This is a genomic window from Sporosarcina sp. HYO08, from assembly GCF_001563475.1.
Taxonomy (GTDB): Bacteria; Bacillota; Bacilli; order Bacillales_A; family Planococcaceae; genus Sporosarcina.
Genome location: NZ_LPUT01000012.1, coordinates 122462 through 145767, shown reverse-complemented (window position 1 = coordinate 145767; position 23306 = coordinate 122462). Strand labels below are relative to the sequence as shown.

Genomic DNA, 23306 nt, shown 5'->3' with positions numbered 1-23306 from the left:
CAAATAATTCCTTATATACAAAGCACTTATTTTCCCCGATGTTATACAATTTAAGTGAGTTTACTTTCTGATAGTGAGTTTACTTTCTGATAGAAAGGATTCGAATAAAATTGCAGCTCATTATTACGTTCAGTATTTTGCTCATTACAATTATCTTTTTCATAAGCAATCGTTTGCGGGCAGATCTTGTGGCTGTGCTTGCATTGTTGACTCTTGTCTTAACAGGCATATTAGAGCCCACTGAGGCGCTTGCCGGTTTTTCGAATTCTGTTGTGATGATGGTTGCCAGCTTATTTATCGTTGGCGCCGGTATTTTCCGGTCGGGTCTTGCCCAGATGGCAGGAAATTTACTTCTTCGCTGGTCTGGAGACAGTGAGAAAAAATTATTTATTCTTCTGCTTGTGATCGTTGCCACTGTTGGCGCATTTATGAGTAATACTGGAACAGTCGCTTTAATGCTCCCAATTGTTGTCAGTATTGCGATGAGTATTCAAAGCAGTCCTTCGAAGTTTTTAATTCCCTTGTCTTATATGGCAAGTTTTTCTGGTCTTTTGACACTGATCGCTTCTCCGACAAACTTAATCGTTAGTCAGCATCTCGTAGAAAACGGCTATGAGAAACTCGGCTTTTTTGACATTACACCCATTGGCATCATTGGCGTAATGACAGGTATTATTTATTTATATGTAGTTCGAAATAAGCTGCTTCCAAAAGGAAAGAGAAGAAATAATGCAAATGATGAACATAAACTTTCCCCAAAGCAGCTGGCCATTGATTATCAACTAGGTGGAAACTTGGTTCGCGTTCGTGTTCCTGAACAATCCAAAATGATTGGAAAGCGGTTGACCGAATTGAAAATCCCAGCCAATTATCAATCATTCCTTTTGAAAATCGAGCGAAAAACGACTGAAGGTTTGAACCTTTTACCCGTTACTTACCAAGAAATGGCGGGTCCAAAAAGTATTATTCAACCAAAAGATGTCCTTTATATGAAAGGATCAATAGAGAATATCGAAAGGCTAAAAGAAGACTTTGGCTTACAAATTGAAGAAAGCGACTCCGAAGCGGATGATCTAATTTCCAAGCAGCTAGGAATTGCGGAAGTTTTGTTAACGCCACATTCAAGTCTGATCGATGAAACGATCCAAAACTTCGGATTCCGCGAAAAATACAATTTAAATATCCTCAGTATTAACCGTCGCGGGGAACAATTTCCGAAGCAACTATCTAAACAGCGCCTTCGTTTCGGGGATGCGTTACTTGTGCAAGGCTCTTGGGATGAAATCGAACGGCTGGCAAAAGAAACGCAAGACTTCGTCGTTGTAGGACAGCCGAAAGAACATGCAAGTATGGCAACTGCGAGTGGAAAAGCAGCAATTGCGGGCGGGATTATGTTGTTGATGATTTTGCTAATGGTCTTTGACGTTTTCCCGACTGTCGTATCTGCTGCAATCGGTGCGGTCTTAATGATTTTGACGGGTTGCGTACGCAATATGGATGATGCCTATAGTAAAATTAATTGGGAAAGCATTATTCTCATTGCCTCGATGCTGCCAATGGCGACGGCTTTGGAAAAAACAGGAGGCATGGTCATACTTTCTGAAGGGATTATTCAAGTACTTGGTGGATTCGGTGCAATAGGAGTCCTCGCCGGTATATTTCTATTAACAATGACTTTCGGACAATTTATAAGCAATACAGCGACGGCCGTTTTATTTGTCCCGATTGCGATGAATGCGGCACTTAGTATGGATGCAAATCCCTATTCGTTTTTAATTGCAGTGGCAGTCGGCGCCAATATGGCATTCTCAACACCTGTTGCCTCCCCGACCAATGCAATGGTGATGACGGCTGGCGGGTATACATTTTTCGACTTCGTAAAAGTTGGCGTACCTTTGCAGCTAGTGATTTATGCAGTCATGCTGATCATGATCCCGATTTTCTTCCCATTATAAATACACTAGATGAAAATGGATCCAAAAAATCCGCGTCATATAAAATGATGCGGATTTTTTCATTATGAGGTTTTGGTCGTTTTTTGTATCAGTTCCTTCTGTTTTGGCGGCGTTACACGTTGAATAAAAAATGCCAACACAAGTGCCGCGACGGCAATGACGGTCGATACGAAAAATGCATGAGTGATGCCATCGAGCATAGCTTGTGTCTCAATCGTTTGCTTCATCGCCTCAATTGCCTCAGGTGTTGTCGGCATTTCTCCCGAAGCCGCTGCTTTCGCCGCAAGATCAGCACCTGACGACTCCATTCGATTCGTCATTATGGTTAATAATAATGCGGATCCAATTGCCCCGGATACTTGCTGCAGCGTGTTATTAATCGCTGTACCGTGGGGATTGGACTGCATTGGCAGCTGATTTAAACCGTTTGTCATAACCGGCATCATGACTAATGAGAATCCTAACATCCGCACTGTGTAAAGCAACATAATGTAGTAATAGCCGGAATGTAAATCAAGCTTACTTAAGTAATAGGTCGTCACAACTGTCAGACCGAGACCAATAATCGCCATGATACGTGCACCGTATTTATCGAACAAGCGCCCGGTAATTGGAGACATTACCCCCATCAGAACGGCTCCCGGCAGCATTAAAATACCCGCGTGGAATGGTGAAATACCGCGTATATTTTGGACATAAAGCGGCGTTAAAATCATCGCGGAAAACATCGCAATCGATAAGACAATTGAAATTGCCGAAGACAACGCAAACATTGGGTGCTTATATATTTTGAAATCTAACATCGGGTCATCCATTCGCAATTGACGAAGAACAAATACAATAAGGGCAATTGTTCCAATCGCGATCGTGCCGTATACAAGCGGATCTCCCCAACCTTTATCACCCGCAGAGCTAAAGCCGTAAAGCAGTCCGCCAAAGCCGATGCTCGACAATATTAATGAAAAGACGTCTAGTTGCACGTCTCGATTCGGTGTAATATTGCGCAACTTAAAAATCGCAAATAATAGCGGTAAAAATGCAAATGGCAATACGATGCCAAATAATGTTCTCCAAGAATAATGTTCAATAATCCAACCGGATAATGTCGGGCCAATCGCCGGTGCCGTGAACATGACAAGTCCAAAGATACCCATCGCCGATCCGCGGCGCTCGACTGGAAATGCAACGAGCATGACATTCATGAGTAGCGGCATCATCATGGCAGAACCGGACGCTTGAATCATCCTTGCCAATACAATGATATGAAATGACGGTGCTACAATCGCTAGAAATGTTCCTAAAGTAAATAAGGACATCGCCGTAATGAATAAATTTCTATTTGTAAACCTTTGAATAAAAAATGCACTTGCAGGAATTAAAATCCCATTAATGAGCATGTATCCTGTCGTTAGCCATTGAACGACGGACGGTTTGACATCGAATTCAACCATAATCGTCGGCAAGGCGATATTTAGTAATGTATTGTTCAACAATGCAACAAACGCGCCAAAGAATAAAATGGCCAACATGGCATAAGGTGGCTTTTCATGCATTGCACCAATATCTAATTTGTCGTTTTTCATCTCAATCCTCCATTTGTACAATTAGTATATAAATTGTACACCTAGTTCATCACTCTAAGTATTTTATACCCGCAGTTCAAAAAAATCAACCGTAAAATAATAATCTCCCATCAATGTTGATATACTTGGGATATAGGATTAAAATAAAGCTATACTATGAGTTCAAAGGTGATGTAATGAACGAACGAAAACGTCAAGTGTTGCGTACAGCACAACGTATTTTTATCGACAAAGGATTTACAGCAACTTCCGTCCAAGATATTTTAAATGAGGCGAAGATCTCGAAAGGGACTTTTTATAATTATTTTTCATCTAAAAATGAATGTTTATTGGCTATTTTAGAGCAAGCTCGAATCGAAACGTATTTGAAACGACAGGAACTGCTCATCGGACAAGACCCTAGGAATAAAGAAATTCTTACGCAACAAATTGTTCTTCGATTACATATGAATCGAGAACAAAATTTACTGCCGATTTATGAAGCTGTTTATCATTCCGGCGAAGAGGATTTAAAGCAATTTGTAAAAAAAATACTGTACGATGAATTCTCGTGGCTCGCTGAAAGAATCGTCGATGTATACGGCAAAAGTGCGAAACCTTATGCCTTAGATTGTGCCATGATGTTGCTTGGCATGCTTCATCATACATTGCATTCATGGTCCACTATTTCGTCAAAGGAACCTGATGCAACGCAGCTTTTGAATTTTCTATTGCGAAGAATGGATTCGATATTGCCAGATATGATCCGTTCTTCAGACGCATTTTTCGATGTGCATCTTTTTAAGACATTCCGAAACGACCATTCCCAAAATACGATTACGAAAGATCTGCTCGCGAAAGATCTTTTAGGTTTCCGCGATCGACTCGAACTAGAGGAACAGCCCGCCGGAAAACAGTATGTCCAATTTCTGCTCGAAGAAATTCAAAGTAATTCCCCGCGATTTTTTGTCCTCGAGTCAATTGCACGTTCTTTTAGGGAGTCTTATGTCGGTACTTCACATGAGGCCGAGGCGCGCGAGCTAGCAAGTAAAGTTTGGCGATTTTCCGGGACATATAAATGAGAGATTTACGGAGTTGTCCATTTTTTAAAAAATAATCTTTTTCCCCGAAACTTTTGCCAATTCCTTTTCGTATGAATGAGTAGTCAAAATATTAGGTCGAGGAGGCATATTTTATGAATAACCATGAAATTGATTACAAGCTATACGGAGATGACATGCAATTTGTAGAAGTAGAGCTGGATCCGCATGAAACAGTGATTGCAGAAGCCGGTGCGCTGATGATGATGGAAGACGGAATTGAAATGGAAACAATTTTCGGGGATGGTTCCCGCTCGTCAGGCGGCGGGTTGATGGGTAAGTTGATGGGTGCAGGAAAACGTCTTTTAACAGGTGAAAGTTTATTTATGACAACATTTACAAACGTGGGCACTGGGAAGAAGCATGTTTCCTTCGCTTCTCCCTATCCAGGAAAAATTATTCCGATGGATTTAAGCCTCTACAACGGGAAAATTATTTGTCAAAAAGATGCCTTTCTAGCGGCTGCAAAAGGTGTTTCTGTTGGGATTGAGTTTCAACGTAAGCTTGGTACAGGTTTCTTCGGCGGCGAAGGGTTTATCATGCAAAAGCTGGAAGGCGATGGCATGTCATTTGTCCATGCTGGCGGAACGATCATCGAGAAAAAACTACAACCCGGTGAAACTTTGCGCGTAGATACAGGGTGTCTTGTCGCGATGACACAGGACGTTGATTACAATATCGAAATGGTCAAAGGTGTTAAAACTGCATTATTCGGCGGCGAAGGACTATTTTTTGCAACTTTACGCGGTCCTGGAACAGTTTGGATTCAATCCTTGCCATTCTCAAGACTCGCAAGCCGAGTATTCGCGGCAGCACCGCAAACACCAGGCGGCGGCTCCCGCGATGAAGGAAGCATCACCGGTGGATTATTCGATTTGCTTGGTGGGAAATAATAGAAATGCAAAAAAACGTCTGCCGAATGTCATATCGGCGGACGTTTTTTGTGTTTTTCATTCGAATGACTACCAGCTTGCGATGCTAAAAAAGTTAAGAATATCCTATGATTGCGCTGTGAGATGTTCTTCGAATGCATCAATAATATGAAGGAAATGATCTGCTTCACGGTATACATGATCGGCGAGAAGCGGGTGAATAATGCTCTTGATTTTACAAGCTTCAATTAAATCTCTTGCCGTTTTCTTAAAGTCTCGCAGCGACGCAACAGAAACCCTATTTTGATCCAAAAACTGACCTAGCATCGGCTTTGTTTCTGTGTAAGGACGCATATGATCCAAATCTTGTGCTTGGTAAAGAAGTTGGTCAAAATCATGGCTAAACTCACGTGCCTGATCGACAAGTTTTCTTTCAGACGGATCCAGCAAGTGACCGATAAATTTAGAGTGGTCTGCCATTATTTTTAAGAAAAACACATTTTCTTTTATAATGGCATCTGCTAACGGTTTCATCTTGCCTTCATTCAGTTCCTTTAATCGATTAGCGAAATAGGCAGCTTCCCTACTTATGTGATCGAGTAGTAGCGGGAAATTATTTCCACCAATCCGACAATCTACGATTAACCCAAGTACTGTTCGCTTGAAGGCCCAGATGGAAACTGCCGCTTGATAGACTTGTGTGTTAAACTGTCTGATTACCTCCGGATCCGTTTCTTCGTTATATGCTTTAGCTTGTTCTTCAATCCGCTCAAATATTGCCATATATTGCTTTGCTTGTTGAATGAGCTTCGTATCGTCTGCGGTAAACCCAATACTTAAAAAGAATGCATGCTCTTTCATAATTCGTGACCAAAATCGAAGTTCTTCTAATGATTGCGTCACAAATGTAGAAATGGACTGTTCACTCCCTTTTATCGATCTAAACAATCCATTTTATTTATGAAAGGCGTTATTTATGACAATTAGTAAGTTTACAGTGCCTGTACTACAAAAAATCCGTTCATCAAACGAACGCCGGTAAATGGATTTCTACTTATTTCCCGCCATTCAACAACAGCCAAATATATCGCGCTTCTGCTTCACTTCCCGGCTGCAATTCTTGATACCGTGGATAAGGAATCGTTTTCGCTTTGAATGTCATCAAATGCATGACATGACCATTCACTTTTGCTGCTGTTTGCAACATTTCTTCTGTATTTTTCGAATCCCCATTTGTCGCTTCGTATTCAAGCTTCCAATCCAAATAGAGATACGCCGCATCATGCTGTGAGCCTTTTTCATAACGCACCATAATTTCTGCAGCCTCATTATAACGTCCAACGTGGATTAGCGAGGCGACCGCTTCGTACCGCGCACCTTGGTTATCCGTCGGGCTCATTTTCACAAGATCTGTAAAAATAGAGGCTGCCTCTGCATATTCACCTTGTTTGAACAAGTGAACCCCATAGGCGAATGCAGCACGCATGAACGGCCGATTCGGAATATTTTTCCAAGGATTTTCCCCAGGCTCAAAAGTTTTACTTGCCTGTTGAATCGCTTTTTCATAAAGGGCAGCCGCCTTTTTCGGATCTCCTTCAACCTCGGCTTTTAGAAGTAACGCATCCGGTACATTCGGTCCCATTTCCAATGCATTTTTCGCAAGCACCCTTCTCTCCTTTTCCGATTCTGCCGCATACGCTTCATACGCCAAAAGTTGCGCCCGACCATCTGCCACACTTGGCTTTCGCTCAGGCTGAACAACACCAGCTGTCGTCATAGATGTTTCCCAAAGCGCTTTTTCCGAGGGCCTTGGATCTGTCCCAATCTCATAAACACGTGATGCGATTGGCTCATCCCCACTATCCATCATTTCCTTATAAAGTGAGGACAGTTGATCAATATACCCCCTTACCCCATCGGTTGAAGCTCCGAATTTTTGTATAATATCTTCAAGTTCTAAACCTGTTCCTTGTACGACACCAATGTCGATTCCCGTTTTGACAGCAGCCGCCAGAAAATCTTTTTCTAGTAAATTGTCCTGATTTTCATTTAAGAAATAAGCAACTGCTAGTTTATGCATGATTTCAAGCGCATTGGCTGTTTGGTCAAGTTCATGTAAATTTCGATCGAGTGCCTTTAAAGCATGTAATTGAGATTCTGACAGCACTTCTTCTACAAGCTCATTCATCGAAGCCATGCTGCGCTTGATGAAAAGCTCATAAATATCGAGTGCATGATCGAGTATAAATTGCTCTGTTGATTGATTGACGACTGATTCTCTCAATTCGACTAAGGATTTTTTTGTTTGTTTACTCCACTTCGCGAGGAACATCATGGACGAAACGGGCGCAATTGCTTCTTCTGTTTCCCTCGGGTCACGCAGTACAACGCCAAACATCAACGTTCCCGGATCGATCGGCATTCCTTCATTTCGCGTTACTTTGTATTCTTTCTCACCGAAAATCTCCCTTACTTTAATCATTCCTGGTTTACTGTCCGTAATTTCGCCCAATAACATGAATGGCTCGTCCCATTTTCGCAATACGGAGGCAACTGATTCACGCTTCGTTTGCTGAAGCTGCTCAGCCAAATATATCGTCCATAGCCTTTTATTTTGAATGAATAAATAAAACTCACCGGCCGCTTCCTCAATATGTTCTTTCGCCCAACTATCCGAAAGCCGATTCACCCACTCCCTCATCATTCGCATCATTTCCTTGCGATCATCACCTTGCGGATATTGTTCAAAATAGCCAATTAGCACCCGATCAAGTTCTTCGTTAACAATCATGCCGACGAGGTCAGTTCCTTTTGAACCACAGCATTTTTTATACTTTTTCCCACTACCGCAGGAACAAGGGTCATTTCTTCCGATCATTTAAATCTCCCCTCTCATTTTTTCTTCATAATAAAAATAGAATTACGCAAAGTAATCTTGAATGTCTTGTAACAACACTTTGACTGATGGCGAAAGGAATCTATTCCTCATAACCGTTAAATAGACAGTCCGATCTAATATAGATGATGTCAATTTCTTGCTTTGAATAGATGAATCTTTTGGACCAAGCAAATAATATTCTGGAATAATGGCAATCCCTAAATTTTCTCTTACTAAACTTAAAGCTGTTTCAAACCGTTCAAATTCGTACTTGATGTTCGGCATAGCATCCTCTAATGCAAATGCATGCAAAATATCCTTTCTCGTTTGAAATCCTTCCGCACTGATCATAAAAGGCTCATCGGCAATTTGCTTCAATGTAACTTCCTCATAGTTGACCAAAGGATGAGTGTGATGGAAGACAACGACTAGTTTTTCGTCATACAAGGGGATTGTTTCGATATCATCTTCTTGAATAGGTTGATTTGTAATAATCGCATGTGTCTCATACGATCTTAATGAATGCCTTACAGCTTCCCCACTTAACACTTCCGTCAGCCTAATCTTAACAGCTGGAAATTTTTCTTCGTAATCGACAATCACTTTGGGCAACCAATGCTTAATAGACTCGATCATTCCGAGTTGAATTTCACCTTTTCCGACAAGCTTCACTTCATCCATTTCTTTTTTCGCTACGTCTACTTCATTTAAAAGATGAATTGCCCTTTTATAAAAGACTTCCCCCGCTTCCGTTAGGCGGCTATTTCGTGTGTTGCGTTCAATGAGTGGGAAACCAAATTCCTTTTCTAAGTCTTGAATCGCCTTACTCAATGACGGCTGCGAAACATGTAATTTTTTGGCGGCTTTTGAAAAACTCATTAAGTCGACAATCGTCACGAAATAATGGATTTTTTTAATTTCTATTTTCCGCATCTCCCTCACTTATAGATTAAAGCTATATATCTATGCCATTTATATATTAGAAATTATAAATTAAGACATATATAATAATCGAACAAACTGTTTTTTAATAATTTCGAAAGGAAGATTGTTATGATTAGAAAAATTAATCCCGCTTTATGGACTGGACGGACAGACCATGTTGAGAATAGATCGAGCTTCCGTTATCACCAAGTTATCGAAATTATGGATATTGACGAAATAGCGCCAGCCCCCGAAGCTTGTGCAATTATTGGCTTCGAATGTGAAGAAGGTGTTCAAAGAAATAAAGGACGTTTAGGCGCAGCCCAAGCACCTAATGCCCTTCGAGGCGAAATTTCTAAGCTTCCTTGGAAATTTCCAGCTAACAAACGGATCATCGATATCGGTAACATTGCCTGCCTAGGAAATGAACTGGAAGAGGCGCAGCAACAACTTGGTTTTGCCGTGGAAAAGTTGTTATCCAAAAAGACTGTACCGATCATTTTTGGCGGCGGTCATGAAACCGCTTACGGCCATTATTTAGGTGTACGAAACTATATTGGAAAAGACGCATCGCTCGGCATTATTAATATTGACGCGCATTTCGATTTACGTTCTTATGAAGAACAGATATCCTCTGGCACTATGTTTAAACAAATTTTAGACCATGATCCAAACAGCCGTTATTTTGTTGCAGGTATTCAACGTTTTGGGAATACGCAAGAGCTATTCGATCGTGCGGATGAACTCGGTGTATTATATGAATACGAAGAAAATATTCATCACGGTAATTTTGTTAATCTGCAGACTGCATTAACTGCATTCATAGAAGACCACGACTATGTATTGTTGACGTTATGTTCTGACGTTTTGAACGCTGCTTTTGCGCCGGGCGTAAGCGCTCCTTCGCCATTTGGTTTAGAGCCTTCCCTTGTACGTTCAATTATTCAACTCGTTGCTGCACATCCCAAAACAGTATCCTTTGATATTTCCGAAGTAAACCCAATGTTAGATGAAAATAATCGTACCGTTAAACTAGGTGCTTATTTGGCAAACGAAGCCATTGCAGCCTTTTTGGGGAGGTATAGAACATGACGTTAGAACTCAATCAAATTAGCACCATTTTTCTTGCAGTTGCACTTCTTGCATTGGGCATGTGGCTCGTTCGTAAGGTCGGTTTTTTTGCGACAATTTTGTATTCCCGCGCCAGTCGTTGGCGGTTTGCTCTTTGCGGCCGTCGCAACCATCTTAAAGTCCCTTGGCTTACTGAACATTACGCTTGACACATCACTGCAAAGCTTATTTATGCTGACATTTTTTACGACAATCGGTTTAGGCGCAAGCTTCCAGCTCATTCGCCTCGGCGGGAAATTGCTTGTTATTTATTGGCTTGCCTGTGGTTTTCTTGCCCTCGCCCAAAACAGGATCGGTGTATCGATGGCCTATTTATTCGATCTTCACCCATTGATCGGAATGATGGCAGGCGCTGTTTCGATGGAAGGCGGCCACGGTGCTGCGACAGCATTTGGACAAACTTTAGAAGACCTTGGGATTCAATCAGCCCTTTCCATTGGTGTCGCTGCAGCAACATTTGGTCTCGTTGCTGGTGGTTTAATCGGCGGCCCTACAGTAAAGTATTTAATTTCAAAGTACAATTTAAAGCCTACTGAAGTAGAAGATCATAAAGTGGTCACTGAAGAAGCGCCGGGAAACTCGATTCAAACCGATTCTTTCTTCATTCAAATTTTACTCATTACACTTTGTATGGCCATTGGCACGTACCTAGGCGGGTTATTCTCAACTGCAACAGGGTTTGTTTTGCCAGGCTATGTCGGCGCAATGTTTGTTGCTGTCATTGTCCGCAACATTATTGACCGTATCAATCCAAACATCATTGAAATGAAAGGGATTAGTTTAATCGGTGATGTGACACTCGGTATCTTTTTATCGATGGCTTTGATGAGTATCAAGCTATGGGAAGTTGCGGGTTTAGCACTACCTTTACTTGTCATCGTCTTTGTACAAGTTGTTTTCATCGTTCTTTTCGGCATTTTTGTCCTTTTCCGTTTGCTTGGAAAAGACTACGATGCGGCCATTATGGTTGCCGGTTTCACGGGTCATGGTCTCGGTGCGACACCTAATGCAATGGCCAATATGGCGGCGGTCACCGAACGTTTCGGCCCTTCCCGAAAAGCATTTCTCGTCGTCCCAATTGTCGGAGCATTTCTCATTGACGTTTTTGCCATGCCTATTATTATTACGACCATTAATTTATTTCATTGAAAGAACCGCCCTCCAGCTCACTGGGAGGCGGTTTTTCTCATTCCCTGCCAGCTTTTAAACGACCCGATTTTCGGGTTCCCTTCCTTCCAACACAGCATGAATCGCTTTTGCATTCAATTCCATCATGCCTATACGCGTTCGAATACTGGCGCTTCCGATATGTGGAAGTGCTGTCACATTTGGTAAAGTGAGCAACGGGTTGTTTAGCGGTACTGGCTCCGTTTCAAATACATCCAGTCCGGCAGCCCAAATGACGTCATTTTTGAGTGCCTTGTACAGTGCTTGTTCATCGATAATGCCGCCTCTCGCGACATTAATAATAGAAGCTGTCTTTTTCATAAGCGCAAGCTCCCGCTCACCGATCAATCCGACTGTTTCCGGTGTATGCGGTGCTAACACGACGACAAAATCTGCTTCTTTCAGCAAAGTATCCATGTCTGCATATTCTGCACCATATGCCTCTTCAGCTGCGGGCTTTCGATTACGGTTGTGGTACAAAATCCGCATATTAAACCCTGTTGCACGGCGCGCGACCGCTTCCCCGATCCGCCCCATGCCGATAATGCCAATTGTGGCACCGCCGACATCCATGCCGGTATAGCCCATTGGTGACCAAGACGTCCAGCCCCCTGACCGCAGTTCCTCTTCCGCGTGGTAAAGTCGTCTTGCCGTTGCCAAAAGAAGTGCAAATGCAAGATCAGCTGTTGTTTCTGTTAAAACGTCAGGCGTATTTGTCACAATGACACCATGTTCTTTCGCTGCTTCGATATCCACATTATTATAGCCAACCGCCATATTGGCGACGATTTTCAATTTCTTAGCCGTTTCAAAAACTTCACGGTCAATTGCATCCGAAACAACTGACCAAAGTACTTCCGCTTCTTTCACTTCTTCTAATAGTACATAGCGTTTAACGGCTGCATCTTCCGCATCCCACATGCGTACATCGTATTTTTCTCGAAATGGCGCAACCATTTCCTCCGGTAATTTCCGTGTAATAAAAATCTTTGGTTTCATCCAAACTCCCCCCAGTTCCATTGTTGTCACAATTGTAGCACAAAGGCAGTGGATGAATCAGGACAGGTGCCAGGCACTCCTACCCGCCAATATAACTCATGCCGATTTTCTTGCGGTTTTTGGCCGTTTGCTCGGTTCTTTCGTCCGAGTAACGATCGGCGCGCTTTGCCCAAACATCCGTAATCGCTTCTAAAAGCTCGTCATCGGACTTGCCACTTCGAATCAGGGAGCGCAAGTCAAACCCATCCGATGCAAATAAACACGTATACAATTTGCCTTCAGACGATAGACGAGCACGTGTACAAGTTGAACAAAATGATTCTGAAACCGATGTAATGAAACCTACTTCTGCACCGTTGTCTTTGTAGCGATAAAGTTTAGCTACTTCTCCGTAGTAATTTTGTTCAGCCGGTTCCAGTTCAAACTGCCCCCGTAGCATCGTGTAAATCTCTTTTTTCGTCACGACTTTTTCAAAGCTCCAGCCATTATCATTACCAACATCCATAAACTCGATAAATCGAAGAGTAATTCCACGCTCTTTAAAATACGCCGCCATCGGAACAATTTCGTGTTCGTTCACGCCTTTTTGAACGACCATATTCACCTTCACTTCAAAACCAGTTTTTTGCGCAAGATCAATATTGGAAAGAATAAGGTCTGATTTAATGCCCCTGCCGTTTAATTTTCCGAACAGTTCTGGGTCAAGCGCATCGAGACTCATGTTTAACCGGCGAAGTCCCGCGTCATAAAGCGGCTGTGCATACTGCTTCAATAGAACGCCGTTTGTCGTTAAGCCGATATCCTCAATGCCTTCAATTTGCATTAAAAGCGCTATTAAATCGGGAAGGTTCCTGCGCATAAGCGGCTCTCCCCCTGTCAACCGCAGCTTTTTAACGCCAAGCCGCGCAAACAAACGAGCAAATCGATGGATCTCCTCAAAAGTTAGTAATTCATTTTTCGGTAAAAAAACATAGTCATCCCCGAAGATTTCCTTTGGCATACAGTAGGAGCATCTAAAGTTGCATCGATCCGTCACTGAAATTCGCAGATCTCGAATCGGACGACCTAGTTTATCTACGATTGCTTCCATTTTTAAATCCTCTCCAATCGATTCGGCGTATTGACATTGACAAAGGTTCGCGCTGTATCCTTCGTTAAAGTATCGCCTTCAATCCATGTCACAGAACACGCTGTCAGTGTCTGGATAACACGTAATTGATGATTCCTTAGTGCTTCTTGAATCGTTGCTTTCGTTTCCGCATCCCAAATAGAGACGAGCGGATGTTGTTTCCCTTCTGCAACGACGGCTGTTGTTCCTTTTTTGTGTCGCACTAGCAAATTTCGCATGACTTCTCGCTTCATATACGGCATATCACATGGCAGAACGACATATTGATCGGCCTTGATCGCTTCCATTGCAGAATAAATCCCAGCCAGCGGCCCTAATCCGCCAAACTCTTTTACATCGACTATGACGGTGAGACTAGCCGGAAAACGGTTCACAAATTCTTGACGCGTTACGACAACAATTTCATCACATAACTCTTTTAAAACATCCACTGCTATTTCATAAAAAAATCGACTTTCGAGCTTCGCGAATGCTTTTGGTGAGCCGTAACGCCTTGAAAGTCCTCCCGCCAATACAACACCGACGATGCGTTTCATCCACCACTCACTGGCGGGATAAAGGCACAATTGTCACCGGACTGAATGACATCTTCCTTTAAGGCATATTCTTCGTTAACTGCTACATGCACGGTATCTTTTCCAAATCCAGGATACGTCTCTTCCGCCCAGTCGAGTAACTCTTGAACGGTCATTGACCCTCGTTCAATCGTTTCCTTCGTTTTGCCAGTTAGTTCCCGTAACCTTGCAAAATAATTTACTGTAATCATGTTCATTTCTTCCCTTTCCCCGGATACTTTTTCTGTGCGCCGATCCATTCTTCTCCGTCTTCCCAAATTTCTTTTTTCCAAATGGGGACAATTTCTTTAATACGCTCAATGGCGTATTCATTTGCCTCGTACGCCGCTTTTCGATGCGGTGACGATACAGCAATGAGCACCGCAATATCTGAAATATGCAATTCACCGATGCGATGAACGATGGCAGTTTTAATTCCCGGCCATTTTTCTTCCATTTCGGCTCCTATTTGCGCTAAGGTTTTTTCTGCCATTGGAATATACGCTTCATACGCTAAGTAGAGTGTTCGTACGCCGTGCGTCCATTCCCGCACATGTCCTGTAAAAACAGTGACAGCACCGGCACCAGCATGTAAAACATAATCGACATAACGTTGTGATTGTATCGGTTCTTCGACGATTTCAAATGGTTTCATTCACAATGTCATCCTTTCCAAGCCATTCAAGGAGCCATCGATCGAGCAGTGCCCCTTCTTCTCGAGTTGCAATTTTCGGCAGGTCACTTGAGACTTCCGTACAGCCAACGATCAACTGTAACCCTTGAACAGACTGTAAAGATTGCCAATCTTCACCGTCTCTTAGTAAAACAATTTTATCACCCTTTTCTTTCTTATACCCTTCAATGAATAAAATGTCAGGATGGCCGGTAGCCGCTAATTCTTTTAATGTTTCAAATGGCATTTCTTTATTCATCATGAGCTGGGTAGAACCGCCGCCGGCCGCTACAGAGACCATAGCCCCTTTATAAAAAAATTGCATAGAGTCTGTCGATGCATCCGGCATAGCAAGTGATTCGGCATGTCCGTGATGCTTCAACACGGCTACCTCTAAACCTTTTTGTTGTAATAATTGCACCCATCGTGCAATGAGCGTTGTTTTTCCACTATTTTTAAAACCAATGACGTGCAATACTTTCATAACGTCCACTCACTGACCCCTTGCTCCGAACCAAGCAGCAGTACATCGATGTCGGTCCCTTTTGTATAGCCTCGTGTTCCGCTTGGCAAGACAATGATACAATTGCCCCGCGCAATGGATGAAACGGCATTCGATTTATTAAAACCCGCGGGTGTTGCGACGATCCCTTCAGGTGTCATTTCCCAAATAGCGCGAACGAAGCGTGTAAATGGATTAGGCTTTGTAAAGTCTTCCCCAAGCTTCGCCCTCATGCGCGGCATATAAGGCGCATTGTTCTTCATCATACGAAGAATCGCCGGACGCGTAAATAATTCAAATCCAGTAAAGCAAGCAGATGGGTTACCTGAAAGGCCAAACAACAGCTTATTTCCAAGTACCGCAACCGTGGTCACGCTACCGGGGCGCATGGCCACTTTGTTAAATAAAACTTTCGCGCCAAGACGTTCATAGATTGCCGGTAAGTAATCATAGTCGCCAACTGAAACGCCGCCTGTTGTAATGAGTAAATCAGTTTCCTTCAACGCCTTTTCAACCACTTCTGTACAAGCATCAAGATCATCGATTAACATCCCATAAGAACGATGTGCAATACCCATTCTCGCTAGCTGTGCTGTAATCATTGGCCCATTTGAATTGCGGATTTTTCCAGGAACGAGCTCCTCATCGACTCGTAATAGTTCCGTTCCCGTTGATAAAATACCAGCAATCGGTTGCTTTGACACATTGACCTCGGCATAACCAAACGTCGCAAGCAAGGCGATTGTCCCCGGATGGATGAGTGAACCCGCTTCTATGAGCACTTCACCTTGTTGGGCATCTTCCCCCCGAAATGAGATATTTTCATTTTTTAGAAATGGTTTTCGTATTGTAAAACCTTCCCCATCTTCTTTGGTTTGCTCAAGCATCACAACAGCATCGGCATTTTCTGGAATTAACGCACCCGTCATAATCCGGTATGATTCGTGTTTCTTGATACCTCGTTCTGCAACATAGCCTGCTCCGATTTCACCAATGACTTTAAATGCGATCCGATTATCCCCAGAAGCGCCTGTTGAATCTTCCGAACGAATGGCAAATCCATCATAAGGGGAACGGTCGAATGGTGGTACATCGTGTTTTGCAATAATCGGCTCCGCTAATACTCGTCCATAGGCTTTCTCTAATGGTATGATTTCTGTTTGCAGTGGCTCGACATGGTCCATGACGAGCTGAACTGCTTCTTTCACTGGAATCGGTTTACGTATTTCAACCATGATGTATACTCCCCCTAATTTGATATACTAAATAAAAAGACCCCGAAAGGAACGAATATTATTGTCTGAACTTACTCATTTCAATCAACAAGGTCGTGCCAAAATGGTCGACGTCTCCGAAAAGTCCGAAACCGTTCGAACAGCGGTCGCTGCTTCTTCTATCGTTGTGAATGAACAAATTCATTCACAAATTACAGAAGGTACGAATAAGAAAGGCGATGTATTTGCCGTTGCGCAAGTTGCCGCCATTTTAGCAGCCAAAAACACTTCCAATATCATTCCGATGTGCCATCCGATTCCACTAACTGGCGTGGATGTCCATTTCGATTGGAATATCGATCAAGAAGCCGCCCATTACGAGGTACTGATCGAAGCAGAAGTGAAAACAAAAGGCGTAACAGGCGTTGAAATGGAAGCATTAACAGCCGCTTCTGCCGCCGCCTTAACGATTTACGATATGTGTAAAGCCGCTGGGAAGGAAATGATCATTGGCCCGACGATGCTGTTGAAAAAAACGGGCGGAAAAAATGGCGATTTTGAACGCCAACGCTAAACTTTCATTCCCCTTACCATTCTGATGATCTGGACGACTGAAAAACGAATAGCGAATGAAGGTTTGAGCGAGTTTGTTGGAGACTAACCGTTATTGGTTGGAGACTCGCTCAACTATACACTTTTCAGTCGTTCAAATGTTTCGTCAGCTCGCGTACAATATGATGCAGCTCCGGCACGATAAGCTTTTCCATCGCCAACTCCACCGCTTTAGAAGAACCCGGCAAAGCGAACAGTATTTTTTCGCGGATTGCGCCGGCTGTCGCCCGGCTTAACAGCGCTTTTGAACCGACATCTTCTGTATAACTTAGGAGTCGAAATAATTCGCCGAATCCTTCAAGACTTTTGGTAAAATAAGGTGTGACCGTTTCAATTGTGACGTCCCGGAAACCAATACCTGTACCGCCCGTTGTAATGATGGCTTGTACATCCGGTTCGTCCAGCCATTGATCTAACACATTTTTAATTTCCTTTTTGTCATCCCTACAAATCCGCGAATCAACAACTTGATGACCCGCCGTTTCAAGCATCTTTCGAACAACATCACCACTTTTATCTGTCGCTTCAGTTCTTGTATCACTGATTGTAAGAACACATACTGCTAAACTTTTTTGTCGATCCTTTTCACTCAAATGAGACAATTCTTCACCCTCTTTATCCGACTAATTGATGGTATAATTTCCGTCCAATCTTCCGATCTTTTAACCCGTGAATTAATAGACGCCCATTCCCGAATAGCACACATCGATAACCTTGCACGTAAAACTCAACAAAAAACGGTGTCGTTGTATAAGGTGTACCAAGTCGCTTGGCGATTTCTTCACCATCTTGAATCGTTAAAGCACGATCGGGTTCCGGCACAATTTGTACGGTTTCACGACCACATAACACCGCATAGTCTGTCCCTTCAATTTGTGTTAATGCTGGGTACGTCGGTGATTCTCCGCATGTTTCGCAAGCTTTATTTTGCAATCGAGAAATACCTGCTTCCACATGCGTATTATGCCAAACGTCAAAGTGATAAAGCTTTTCTCGCATTGTTTGTTCGTTTCCAGTGAGCCATTTTAGCGCTTCAGCACTCTGATGAGCGGCAGTAATTTGAACAGCAGGTGCGATAATGCCAGCTGTATCACAAGTTTCATTTACAGCAGGAAGCACAGGAAGCAAACATCGAAAACAAGCCGACCTCCCCGGGATAAATGGAAACACTGTCCCCGAGCTGCCAACGCAAGCCCCATGAATCCATGGAATGCCAAGTTTCCATGCAACATCATTCATAACGAGCCGCGTTTCAAAATTATCCGTCGCATCCATTATTAAATCGGCATCTTTTGCTAATTCCTCTAAAAATACCCCATCCACATGATCCAAAACAGGAATAATATGGACATCTTCTCGAATCATTTCAAGTCGCTTTTTAGCTGCTACTACTTTGGGTGTTCCAAGACGTGCATCTTGTTCTGTAAATAGCTGTTGTCTTTGTAAATTACTAGTTTCCACATAGTCCCGATCCGCAATTGTCAATTTTCCAACACCGGCGCGCACAAGTGTCTCCGCAATCGGCGAACCAAGCGCCCCGCATCCGATGATCACGACATGCTTATTTTGAAGGTTGTTTTGTCCTTTTTCGCCGATCGGCTTAAACAATATTTGTCTTGAATAGCGATTGTCCATCAATCCGCCCTCCTTCAAAACTTTTTTACTTACATAAAGAAAGGGCTACCGATCAAAAAGACCAGTTGCCCTTTCCTTTCTTAGGCGTAATATCGGTAAACGTTCCGACATAACGGATAACTTCTCCGGATTCGTCAGTGATCGCACTAATAGAAATGAGCTCTAAATACTCTTCACCGTTCTTCTTTTTATTCCATATTTCACCTGACCAAATGCCTTTTTGGCCGATTTGACTCCACATCGTCGTATAAAAATCTGTCGTGTGTCTGCCTGAGCTTAAAATTCTCGGGTTTTGACCGATCACTTCCTGTTCAGTATACCCCGTCAATGCGGTGAAGGCAGGATTGACTGATTGAATCGTACCAGTGGAATCTGTAACAACAATACCTTGCCCTGTATTATTAAAGACTTCTGCCGCCGTCGACACGCGATCCATATAATAAAGCCAAATGACGAGGACTAGGCTGACAAGTGCTACTTGTGAAAATGCCATAAAACCGATCGAGTAAGAACCGGTAATGGAATGGATGACTGATAAAAGGAGCGGTGGGAAAAATCCACCCAGTCCACCCATCATCGAGACAATTCCATTCACAATCCCTGCCTGTTTGTTGAAGTAAAATGGTACAAGCTTGAAAATGACACCATTTCCAATTCCAGCAGTTGTTGCGATGAGCATACTGCCGACTGTATATAAAGGAATGGAAGGTGAGAACGCTAGAATGATAGCAGCCCCTGTAAGTCCAGCAAAGCAAAACATAAGGATAATTAAAGGCTGGAATTTATCTGCGAGCCATCCGCCGACAGGTCGAAGGAAAGTTGCCACTGCAATAAACCCTGCCGTTCTAAGTCCAGCATCTACTTTCTCTAACTCAAAAAATGTTACAAGAAAGTTTGGCAAAAACACGGTAAACGCGACGAAACTACCGAATGTAATGAAGTAGAAAAGAGAGAAAAACCATAATTTCTCATTTTTATAAACACCTTTAATCTGTTCAACAATCGGTGCTTTCATTTTTATTTCTTTTCGATCGCCCCATACAAAATTCAATACAGCGAAAATAAGCAGTAGGACTAAATACAGCTTTACTGTCGCCGACCAACCAATTTGCGTTGCGACAACAGGTGCCGCAAATGTTGAAATGGCCGTTCCAATATTCCCCGCTCCGTAAATACCATTAACAAGACCGTGTTTTTCCTTTGGATAGTATTTCGGCAATGAGGTAACCCCAACCGAGAAAACCGCGCCTCCGATTCCAAGAAAAATTCCGCCAATGATTAAATCCATAAATGTTGAAGCCGCACTAATATAAAATACGGGAAATAAAAGTGCGATAAAACTAACGAAAAAAATGATCCTTGCGCCAAATATATTGGCATAGTACCCTAATGGAATCCGCAAAATCGACCCTAGGACAATTGGAACTGCGGTGACAATCGCAAGTTTCTCCGTAGGAATTGAAATATCTTCTCGGATGAATGGTAAAAGCGAGGAGATCAGTACCCATACCATAAATCCAACAATCAGGTTTGCTGTTTGTAACGGTAATTGTATTTTCTTAACCATTCCAATCCATCCATTTCTGTTCGTTATCATCTTACTCTTCTTAACCGACCACTCATCTAATCTTACAATATTGAAGTATAAAGCTGTTCACCAAGTTGATCTTGTTCATCAATTCTTAACATATTGTTGACCATCGGGAAAATGATCGACTCCTCTTTGATGAAATGGACAGTCAATACTTCAAACGCTTCACCAGCATCATGCGCTACGTCTTTTAAATCTTGCAGCGAAAGGTGATTGATGTCTCCGAGCGTATGGTGTAAAAAATGACCGATATAGGCGTCAATTTCTTCATGCTCCTCTTCCACCGCAAGAACAGGGCCTTGTTCGTTGCCTACATACTTTGTCAGTAAAGGAAATAAAAATGTTTCTTCTTTATCCGTATGATTTTTCAATGGTTCAATAAAATCAACGATCATTTTCCGAAGTGTTTGCAGTGCTTCCCGCCCTTCCTCAAGTGTATAAATATCTCGTTCAAACCCAAGCACAATGAGATGCCACTGTTCCATCAAATGCAATAAATATTTGTGTTCATTTTCAAGGATTCGCAATGCAGGTAGGTCAAACTTAAACGCTACGCCTTCTGCCAATGTTATCACATCCCTATTAACTAATATTGTTTCGTTAGAAGTTTAAGAACTTCTTCTTCAAAGCATATTCCACCAATTCCGGTCGGCCTTTCAATTGAAGTTTATCCATAATTTTTGCTTTATGTGCTTCAACCGTCTTTACGGAAATATAAAGCATTTCCGCAATTTCTTTATTTCCGTATCCTTTCGCCACAAGGGGAAGGACTTCAATTTCCCGCTTGGATAACAACTTATACGGATCTGTTTCGACACCATCCGTATCTTTTTTCACAAATTCCCGAACAAGCGATGTCGCCATCGTCGGGTGGATGTATGTCCCACCTTCATAAACTACGCGAATAGCATCTAGCAGCTCTTCATCCGGAGAATTTTTGAGTACATAACCTGAAGCCCCGCTTTTAAGGACATGAAATAAATATTCCTCATCATCATACATCGTTAAGATCAAAATTTTTGTCTCCGGAAAATCTTCTTTAATTTTTCCAGTGGCAATCAGTCCACTTTGGCCAGGCGGCATACTTAAATCCAACAATAAAATATCGGGGCGATGTTTCGCCACCTGTTCATAGGCCTCTAAACCATCGGCAGCGGTCGCAACGACTTCCATATCCTTTTGGAAATTTAATATGTGCATAAAACCGCTTCTTACAACGGCATGATCATCTGCAATTATAATTTTCATACAACCTTCCCCTTTCTAAGAAGGCCAGATTCTATCCATTATTTCCGATGGGAATTTTAAGTTGGATCTTTGTTCCTGTTCCCACCTCCGAAAGGATAGTGAGTGTTCCCTCAACAAGCTCGGCCCGCTCTTTCATTCCATAAAGGCCCAGCCCAGTTCCTTTTGGGCTCACTGCATTCCTATCAAAACCAATACCTTCGTCTACAACTGTTAATAGCAAACAATTGTTTTCTTCAAAAAGCCGCACAGTGATCTCATCCGTTTCGGCATATTTCAAGGCGTTGAACACAGCTTCTTGGCAAACACGATAGACGACGGTTTCAATTTCCCCCTCATACCGCTTTGACGCTAATTCAGCACTAAACCTAACGCCCAAACCATAATTTTTCTCGATCCACTTGAAATGTGTGCGAAACGCAGCTTCCAACCCTAAATCGTCTAAAGTAGCTGGACGAAGCTCAACCGATAAATGACGGATGTCATCTAATAAGCGCATGAGGGAGATTTCTGTCTGTTGCACTTTTTTTAAAACTTCTCCCTCAATGCTCATATACTTCAACACGCGTAGATCTACTAATAAGCTTAGCATTTCTTGCGCCACACTATCATGCAGCTCCCTAGAAATTCTTTTCCGCTCATCTTCTTGGGCTTTAATGATGCTTTTCATCATCATTTGCTGATTCAACATTTCTTGTGTTTTGTACTGTTTTGTTAAATTTCGCAACGTTAAAACCCGAACACCATTTTTCTCATCGATCATTTGATGACTGGCAGTATATGGGATAATCCCCTGTCCCCTCGTATCCAAATAGACTTGAAATGAGCTAAAATCATTTTTCACGTCTACCATATAACAAGACGTGCATGTTCTCATCTCTTTCTCACTTGTATACCCTTGGCACGACAGGCAAATAGCTTTTGGATCGCCTGCCACCATGCGCTCAATAACTTCTTGATCTAATATGAGCGTTGCAGCATTATTCATTGAAATGAGTTTGCATTCACGGTCGAAAAAAAAGATGGCTTCAGACGAATGATCATACATTTTCATCAACAAATCTGTTATTTGAAAGTTATTTATCTCCATCACTTTCAACCATCTCCTTGTTGTAAAACTCGCCAAATACTGGTCCTACTTGGCGTTGAAATTCTGTGAATACAGCACTTGTTAGTAGCTCCGAACGGTATCCTACGAGCAAAACGCCCTTCACGCGATTGTATTTATAAAGCGGTATGACACCGAAGCTTTGAAGTTTTTCAGCAATGATCAATGGATATTTATATAAATTCGTCTTCCCAATCATTTGCTCTACATCTTCAACGATGACAGGTCTCCCCGTCTTTAGGACAAGCCCGATCACTCCTTTTCCCGTTTGTAAAACGATACGCTTATATCGATTACTTTGGTTCCCGGATACGAATCTCCATTTTGTTTCACCATTTGCAGATTGAATGAGTGCTACCCCAATAAAGTCAAACTGAAAATGCTTTCTAAAGCGCTCAATCTCTTCCTGATAATTAAATTTCTCTTGTCCTTCCATTGTATTGACTCCCTATTGG

General features: G+C 42.5%; 23 protein-coding genes and 1 pseudogene. 6 read left to right on the top strand and 18 right to left on the bottom strand.

Translation table 11 applies throughout. From position 1 onward, the window contains the following. Window positions 1-104 precede the first annotated feature (104 nt). Window positions 105-1955, top strand: a complete 1851-nt coding sequence (locus AU377_RS05205) for an SLC13 family permease (RefSeq protein WP_172794033.1) — start codon at window positions 105-107, stop codon at window positions 1953-1955. 62 nt (window positions 1956-2017) lie between these two features. On the opposite strand, the gene AU377_RS05200 is transcribed toward AU377_RS05205, so the two are convergent. Continuing rightward, window positions 2018-3538 (bottom strand): DHA2 family efflux MFS transporter permease subunit, encoded by a 1521-nt coding sequence (locus tag AU377_RS05200; protein ID WP_082731928.1) that lies wholly within the window; start codon window positions 3536-3538, stop codon window positions 2018-2020. Between the two features lie 176 nt (window positions 3539-3714). Between AU377_RS05200 and AU377_RS05195 the strand changes: the two genes are divergently transcribed. Then, a complete protein-coding gene (locus tag AU377_RS05195) occupies window positions 3715-4599 on the top strand; it encodes a TetR/AcrR family transcriptional regulator (protein WP_067405200.1) in 885 nt (294 codons plus the stop codon). A 113-nt stretch (window positions 4600-4712) separates the two neighbouring features. Continuing rightward, entirely contained in the window at window positions 4713-5510 is a 798-nt protein-coding gene (locus AU377_RS05190; protein ID WP_067405197.1) for a TIGR00266 family protein, read from the top strand. Between the two features lie 105 nt (window positions 5511-5615). Here AU377_RS05190 and AU377_RS05185 read toward each other — a convergent pair whose 3' ends face one another. The 3 genes from AU377_RS05185 to AU377_RS05175 all read right to left on the bottom strand — a co-directional run bounded on the left by AU377_RS05185 (window position 5616) and on the right by AU377_RS05175 (window position 9291). Next, the gene (locus tag AU377_RS05185) at window positions 5616-6404 is read right to left on the bottom strand and encodes a DUF2935 domain-containing protein (protein WP_082731952.1); all 789 of its coding nucleotides are present in this window, start codon (window positions 6402-6404) and stop codon (window positions 5616-5618) included. 139 nt (window positions 6405-6543) lie between these two features. Next, window positions 6544-8367 carry a tetratricopeptide repeat protein gene (locus AU377_RS05180; RefSeq protein WP_067405191.1) on the bottom strand — a complete coding sequence of 608 codons (1824 nt, stop codon included), beginning with the start codon at window positions 8365-8367 and terminating at the stop codon, window positions 6544-6546. A 42-nt stretch (window positions 8368-8409) separates the two neighbouring features. Beyond that, window positions 8410-9291, bottom strand: a complete 882-nt coding sequence (locus AU377_RS05175) for a LysR family transcriptional regulator (RefSeq protein WP_067406056.1) — start codon at window positions 9289-9291, stop codon at window positions 8410-8412. A 129-nt stretch (window positions 9292-9420) separates the two neighbouring features. On the opposite strand from AU377_RS05175, the gene hutG reads away from it, so the two are divergent. Then, entirely contained in the window at window positions 9421-10383 is a 963-nt protein-coding gene (gene hutG, locus AU377_RS05170) for a formimidoylglutamase (RefSeq protein WP_067405188.1), read from the top strand. Then, window positions 10380-11571 (top strand): annotated as a pseudogene (gltS, locus tag AU377_RS05165) (sodium/glutamate symporter). The gene hutG and the pseudogene gltS overlap by 4 nt, the downstream one beginning before the upstream one ends. A 54-nt stretch (window positions 11572-11625) precedes the next feature. On the opposite strand, the gene AU377_RS05160 reads toward gltS, so the two are convergent. The 7 genes from AU377_RS05160 to glp form a co-directional block, all read right to left on the bottom strand. After that, the gene (locus tag AU377_RS05160) at window positions 11626-12588 is read right to left on the bottom strand and encodes a D-glycerate dehydrogenase (RefSeq protein WP_067405186.1); all 963 of its coding nucleotides are present in this window, start codon (window positions 12586-12588) and stop codon (window positions 11626-11628) included. Window positions 12589-12667: 79 nt separating this feature from the next. Continuing rightward, the gene (gene moaA, locus AU377_RS05155) at window positions 12668-13678 is read right to left on the bottom strand and encodes a GTP 3',8-cyclase MoaA (protein ID WP_067405183.1); all 1011 of its coding nucleotides are present in this window, start codon (window positions 13676-13678) and stop codon (window positions 12668-12670) included. Window positions 13679-13680: 2 nt separating this feature from the next. Next, a complete protein-coding gene (locus AU377_RS05150; RefSeq protein ID WP_082731926.1) occupies window positions 13681-14253 on the bottom strand; it encodes a molybdenum cofactor guanylyltransferase in 573 nt (190 codons plus the stop codon). After that, window positions 14250-14483 (bottom strand): molybdopterin converting factor subunit 1, encoded by a 234-nt coding sequence (gene moaD, locus AU377_RS05145; protein ID WP_067405180.1) that lies wholly within the window; start codon window positions 14481-14483, stop codon window positions 14250-14252. The genes AU377_RS05150 and moaD overlap by 4 nt, the downstream gene beginning before the upstream one ends. A 2-nt stretch (window positions 14484-14485) precedes the next feature. After that, window positions 14486-14926 carry a molybdenum cofactor biosynthesis protein MoaE gene (locus AU377_RS05140; RefSeq protein ID WP_067405178.1) on the bottom strand — a complete coding sequence of 147 codons (441 nt, stop codon included), beginning with the start codon at window positions 14924-14926 and terminating at the stop codon, window positions 14486-14488. Then, window positions 14913-15428 (bottom strand): molybdopterin-guanine dinucleotide biosynthesis protein B, encoded by a 516-nt coding sequence (gene mobB / locus AU377_RS05135; protein ID WP_253724404.1) that lies wholly within the window; start codon window positions 15426-15428, stop codon window positions 14913-14915. The genes AU377_RS05140 and mobB overlap by 14 nt, the downstream gene beginning before the upstream one ends. Next, a complete protein-coding gene (glp, locus tag AU377_RS05130) occupies window positions 15425-16681 on the bottom strand; it encodes a gephyrin-like molybdotransferase Glp (protein ID WP_067405173.1) in 1257 nt (418 codons plus the stop codon). Before glp ends, mobB begins: the two co-directional genes overlap by 4 nt. 61 nt (window positions 16682-16742) lie before the next feature. Here glp and moaC point away from each other — a divergent pair, with 61 nt between their 5' ends. Further along, on the top strand, window positions 16743-17234 hold the full coding sequence (gene moaC, locus AU377_RS05125; protein WP_067405168.1) for a cyclic pyranopterin monophosphate synthase MoaC: 492 nt from the start codon (window positions 16743-16745) through the stop codon (window positions 17232-17234). 124 nt (window positions 17235-17358) lie between these two features. On the opposite strand, the gene AU377_RS05120 is transcribed toward moaC, so the two are convergent. The 7 genes from AU377_RS05120 to AU377_RS05090 form a co-directional block, all read right to left on the bottom strand. Further along, window positions 17359-17874 carry a molybdenum cofactor biosynthesis protein B gene (locus tag AU377_RS05120; RefSeq protein ID WP_067405166.1) on the bottom strand — a complete coding sequence of 172 codons (516 nt, stop codon included), beginning with the start codon at window positions 17872-17874 and terminating at the stop codon, window positions 17359-17361. Between the two features lie 13 nt (window positions 17875-17887). After that, window positions 17888-18907, bottom strand: a complete 1020-nt coding sequence (locus tag AU377_RS05115) for a ThiF family adenylyltransferase (protein WP_067405163.1) — start codon at window positions 18905-18907, stop codon at window positions 17888-17890. Between the two features lie 52 nt (window positions 18908-18959). Further along, on the bottom strand, window positions 18960-20474 hold the full coding sequence (locus AU377_RS05110) for a nitrate/nitrite transporter (protein WP_067405161.1): 1515 nt from the start codon (window positions 20472-20474) through the stop codon (window positions 18960-18962). A 62-nt stretch (window positions 20475-20536) separates the two neighbouring features. Next, window positions 20537-21064: a hemerythrin domain-containing protein gene (locus tag AU377_RS05105; RefSeq protein WP_067405157.1), complete on the bottom strand. Its 528-nt coding sequence runs from the start codon at window positions 21062-21064 to the stop codon at window positions 20537-20539. 34 nt (window positions 21065-21098) lie between these two features. Next, window positions 21099-21746: a response regulator transcription factor gene (locus tag AU377_RS05100; protein WP_067405154.1), complete on the bottom strand. Its 648-nt coding sequence runs from the start codon at window positions 21744-21746 to the stop codon at window positions 21099-21101. Between the two features lie 31 nt (window positions 21747-21777). Further along, window positions 21778-22833, bottom strand: a complete 1056-nt coding sequence (locus AU377_RS05095; protein ID WP_067405151.1) for a sensor histidine kinase — start codon at window positions 22831-22833, stop codon at window positions 21778-21780. Further along, window positions 22820-23287 carry a GAF domain-containing protein gene (locus AU377_RS05090; protein WP_067405148.1) on the bottom strand — a complete coding sequence of 156 codons (468 nt, stop codon included), beginning with the start codon at window positions 23285-23287 and terminating at the stop codon, window positions 22820-22822. The genes AU377_RS05095 and AU377_RS05090 overlap by 14 nt, the downstream gene beginning before the upstream one ends. Between the last annotated feature and the right edge of the window lie 19 nt (window positions 23288-23306).

Excerpts from the sequence above, each read along its gene's own strand:
- AU377_RS05200 (WP_082731928.1), bottom strand. The coding sequence starts at position 3,538 with ATGAAAAACGACAAATTAGATATTGGTGCAATGCATGAAAAGCCACCT.
- AU377_RS05195 (WP_067405200.1), top strand. The coding sequence starts at position 3,715 with ATGAACGAACGAAAACGTCAAGTGTTGCGTACAGCACAACGTATTTTT.
- AU377_RS05190 (WP_067405197.1), top strand. The coding sequence starts at position 4,713 with ATGAATAACCATGAAATTGATTACAAGCTATACGGAGATGACATGCAA.
- AU377_RS05180 (WP_067405191.1), bottom strand. The coding sequence starts at position 8,367 with ATGATCGGAAGAAATGACCCTTGTTCCTGCGGTAGTGGGAAAAAGTAT.
- hutG (WP_067405188.1), top strand. The coding sequence starts at position 9,421 with ATGATTAGAAAAATTAATCCCGCTTTATGGACTGGACGGACAGACCAT.
- AU377_RS05160 (WP_067405186.1), bottom strand. The coding sequence starts at position 12,588 with ATGAAACCAAAGATTTTTATTACACGGAAATTACCGGAGGAAATGGTT.
- moaA (WP_067405183.1), bottom strand. The coding sequence starts at position 13,678 with ATGGAAGCAATCGTAGATAAACTAGGTCGTCCGATTCGAGATCTGCGA.
- AU377_RS05150 (WP_082731926.1), bottom strand. The coding sequence starts at position 14,253 with ATGAAACGCATCGTCGGTGTTGTATTGGCGGGAGGACTTTCAAGGCGT.
- moaD (WP_067405180.1), bottom strand. The coding sequence starts at position 14,483 with ATGATTACAGTAAATTATTTTGCAAGGTTACGGGAACTAACTGGCAAA.
- AU377_RS05140 (WP_067405178.1), bottom strand. The coding sequence starts at position 14,926 with ATGAAACCATTTGAAATCGTCGAAGAACCGATACAATCACAACGTTAT.
- mobB (WP_253724404.1), bottom strand. The coding sequence starts at position 15,428 with ATGAAAGTATTGCACGTCATTGGTTTTAAAAATAGTGGAAAAACAACG.
- glp (WP_067405173.1), bottom strand. The coding sequence starts at position 16,681 with ATGGTTGAAATACGTAAACCGATTCCAGTGAAAGAAGCAGTTCAGCTC.
- AU377_RS05115 (WP_067405163.1), bottom strand. The coding sequence starts at position 18,907 with ATGGACAATCGCTATTCAAGACAAATATTGTTTAAGCCGATCGGCGAA.
- AU377_RS05110 (WP_067405161.1), bottom strand. The coding sequence starts at position 20,474 with ATGGTTAAGAAAATACAATTACCGTTACAAACAGCAAACCTGATTGTT.
- AU377_RS05100 (WP_067405154.1), bottom strand. The coding sequence starts at position 21,746 with ATGAAAATTATAATTGCAGATGATCATGCCGTTGTAAGAAGCGGTTTT.
- AU377_RS05095 (WP_067405151.1), bottom strand. The coding sequence starts at position 22,833 with ATGGAGATAAATAACTTTCAAATAACAGATTTGTTGATGAAAATGTAT.
- AU377_RS05090 (WP_067405148.1), bottom strand. The coding sequence starts at position 23,287 with ATGGAAGGACAAGAGAAATTTAATTATCAGGAAGAGATTGAGCGCTTT.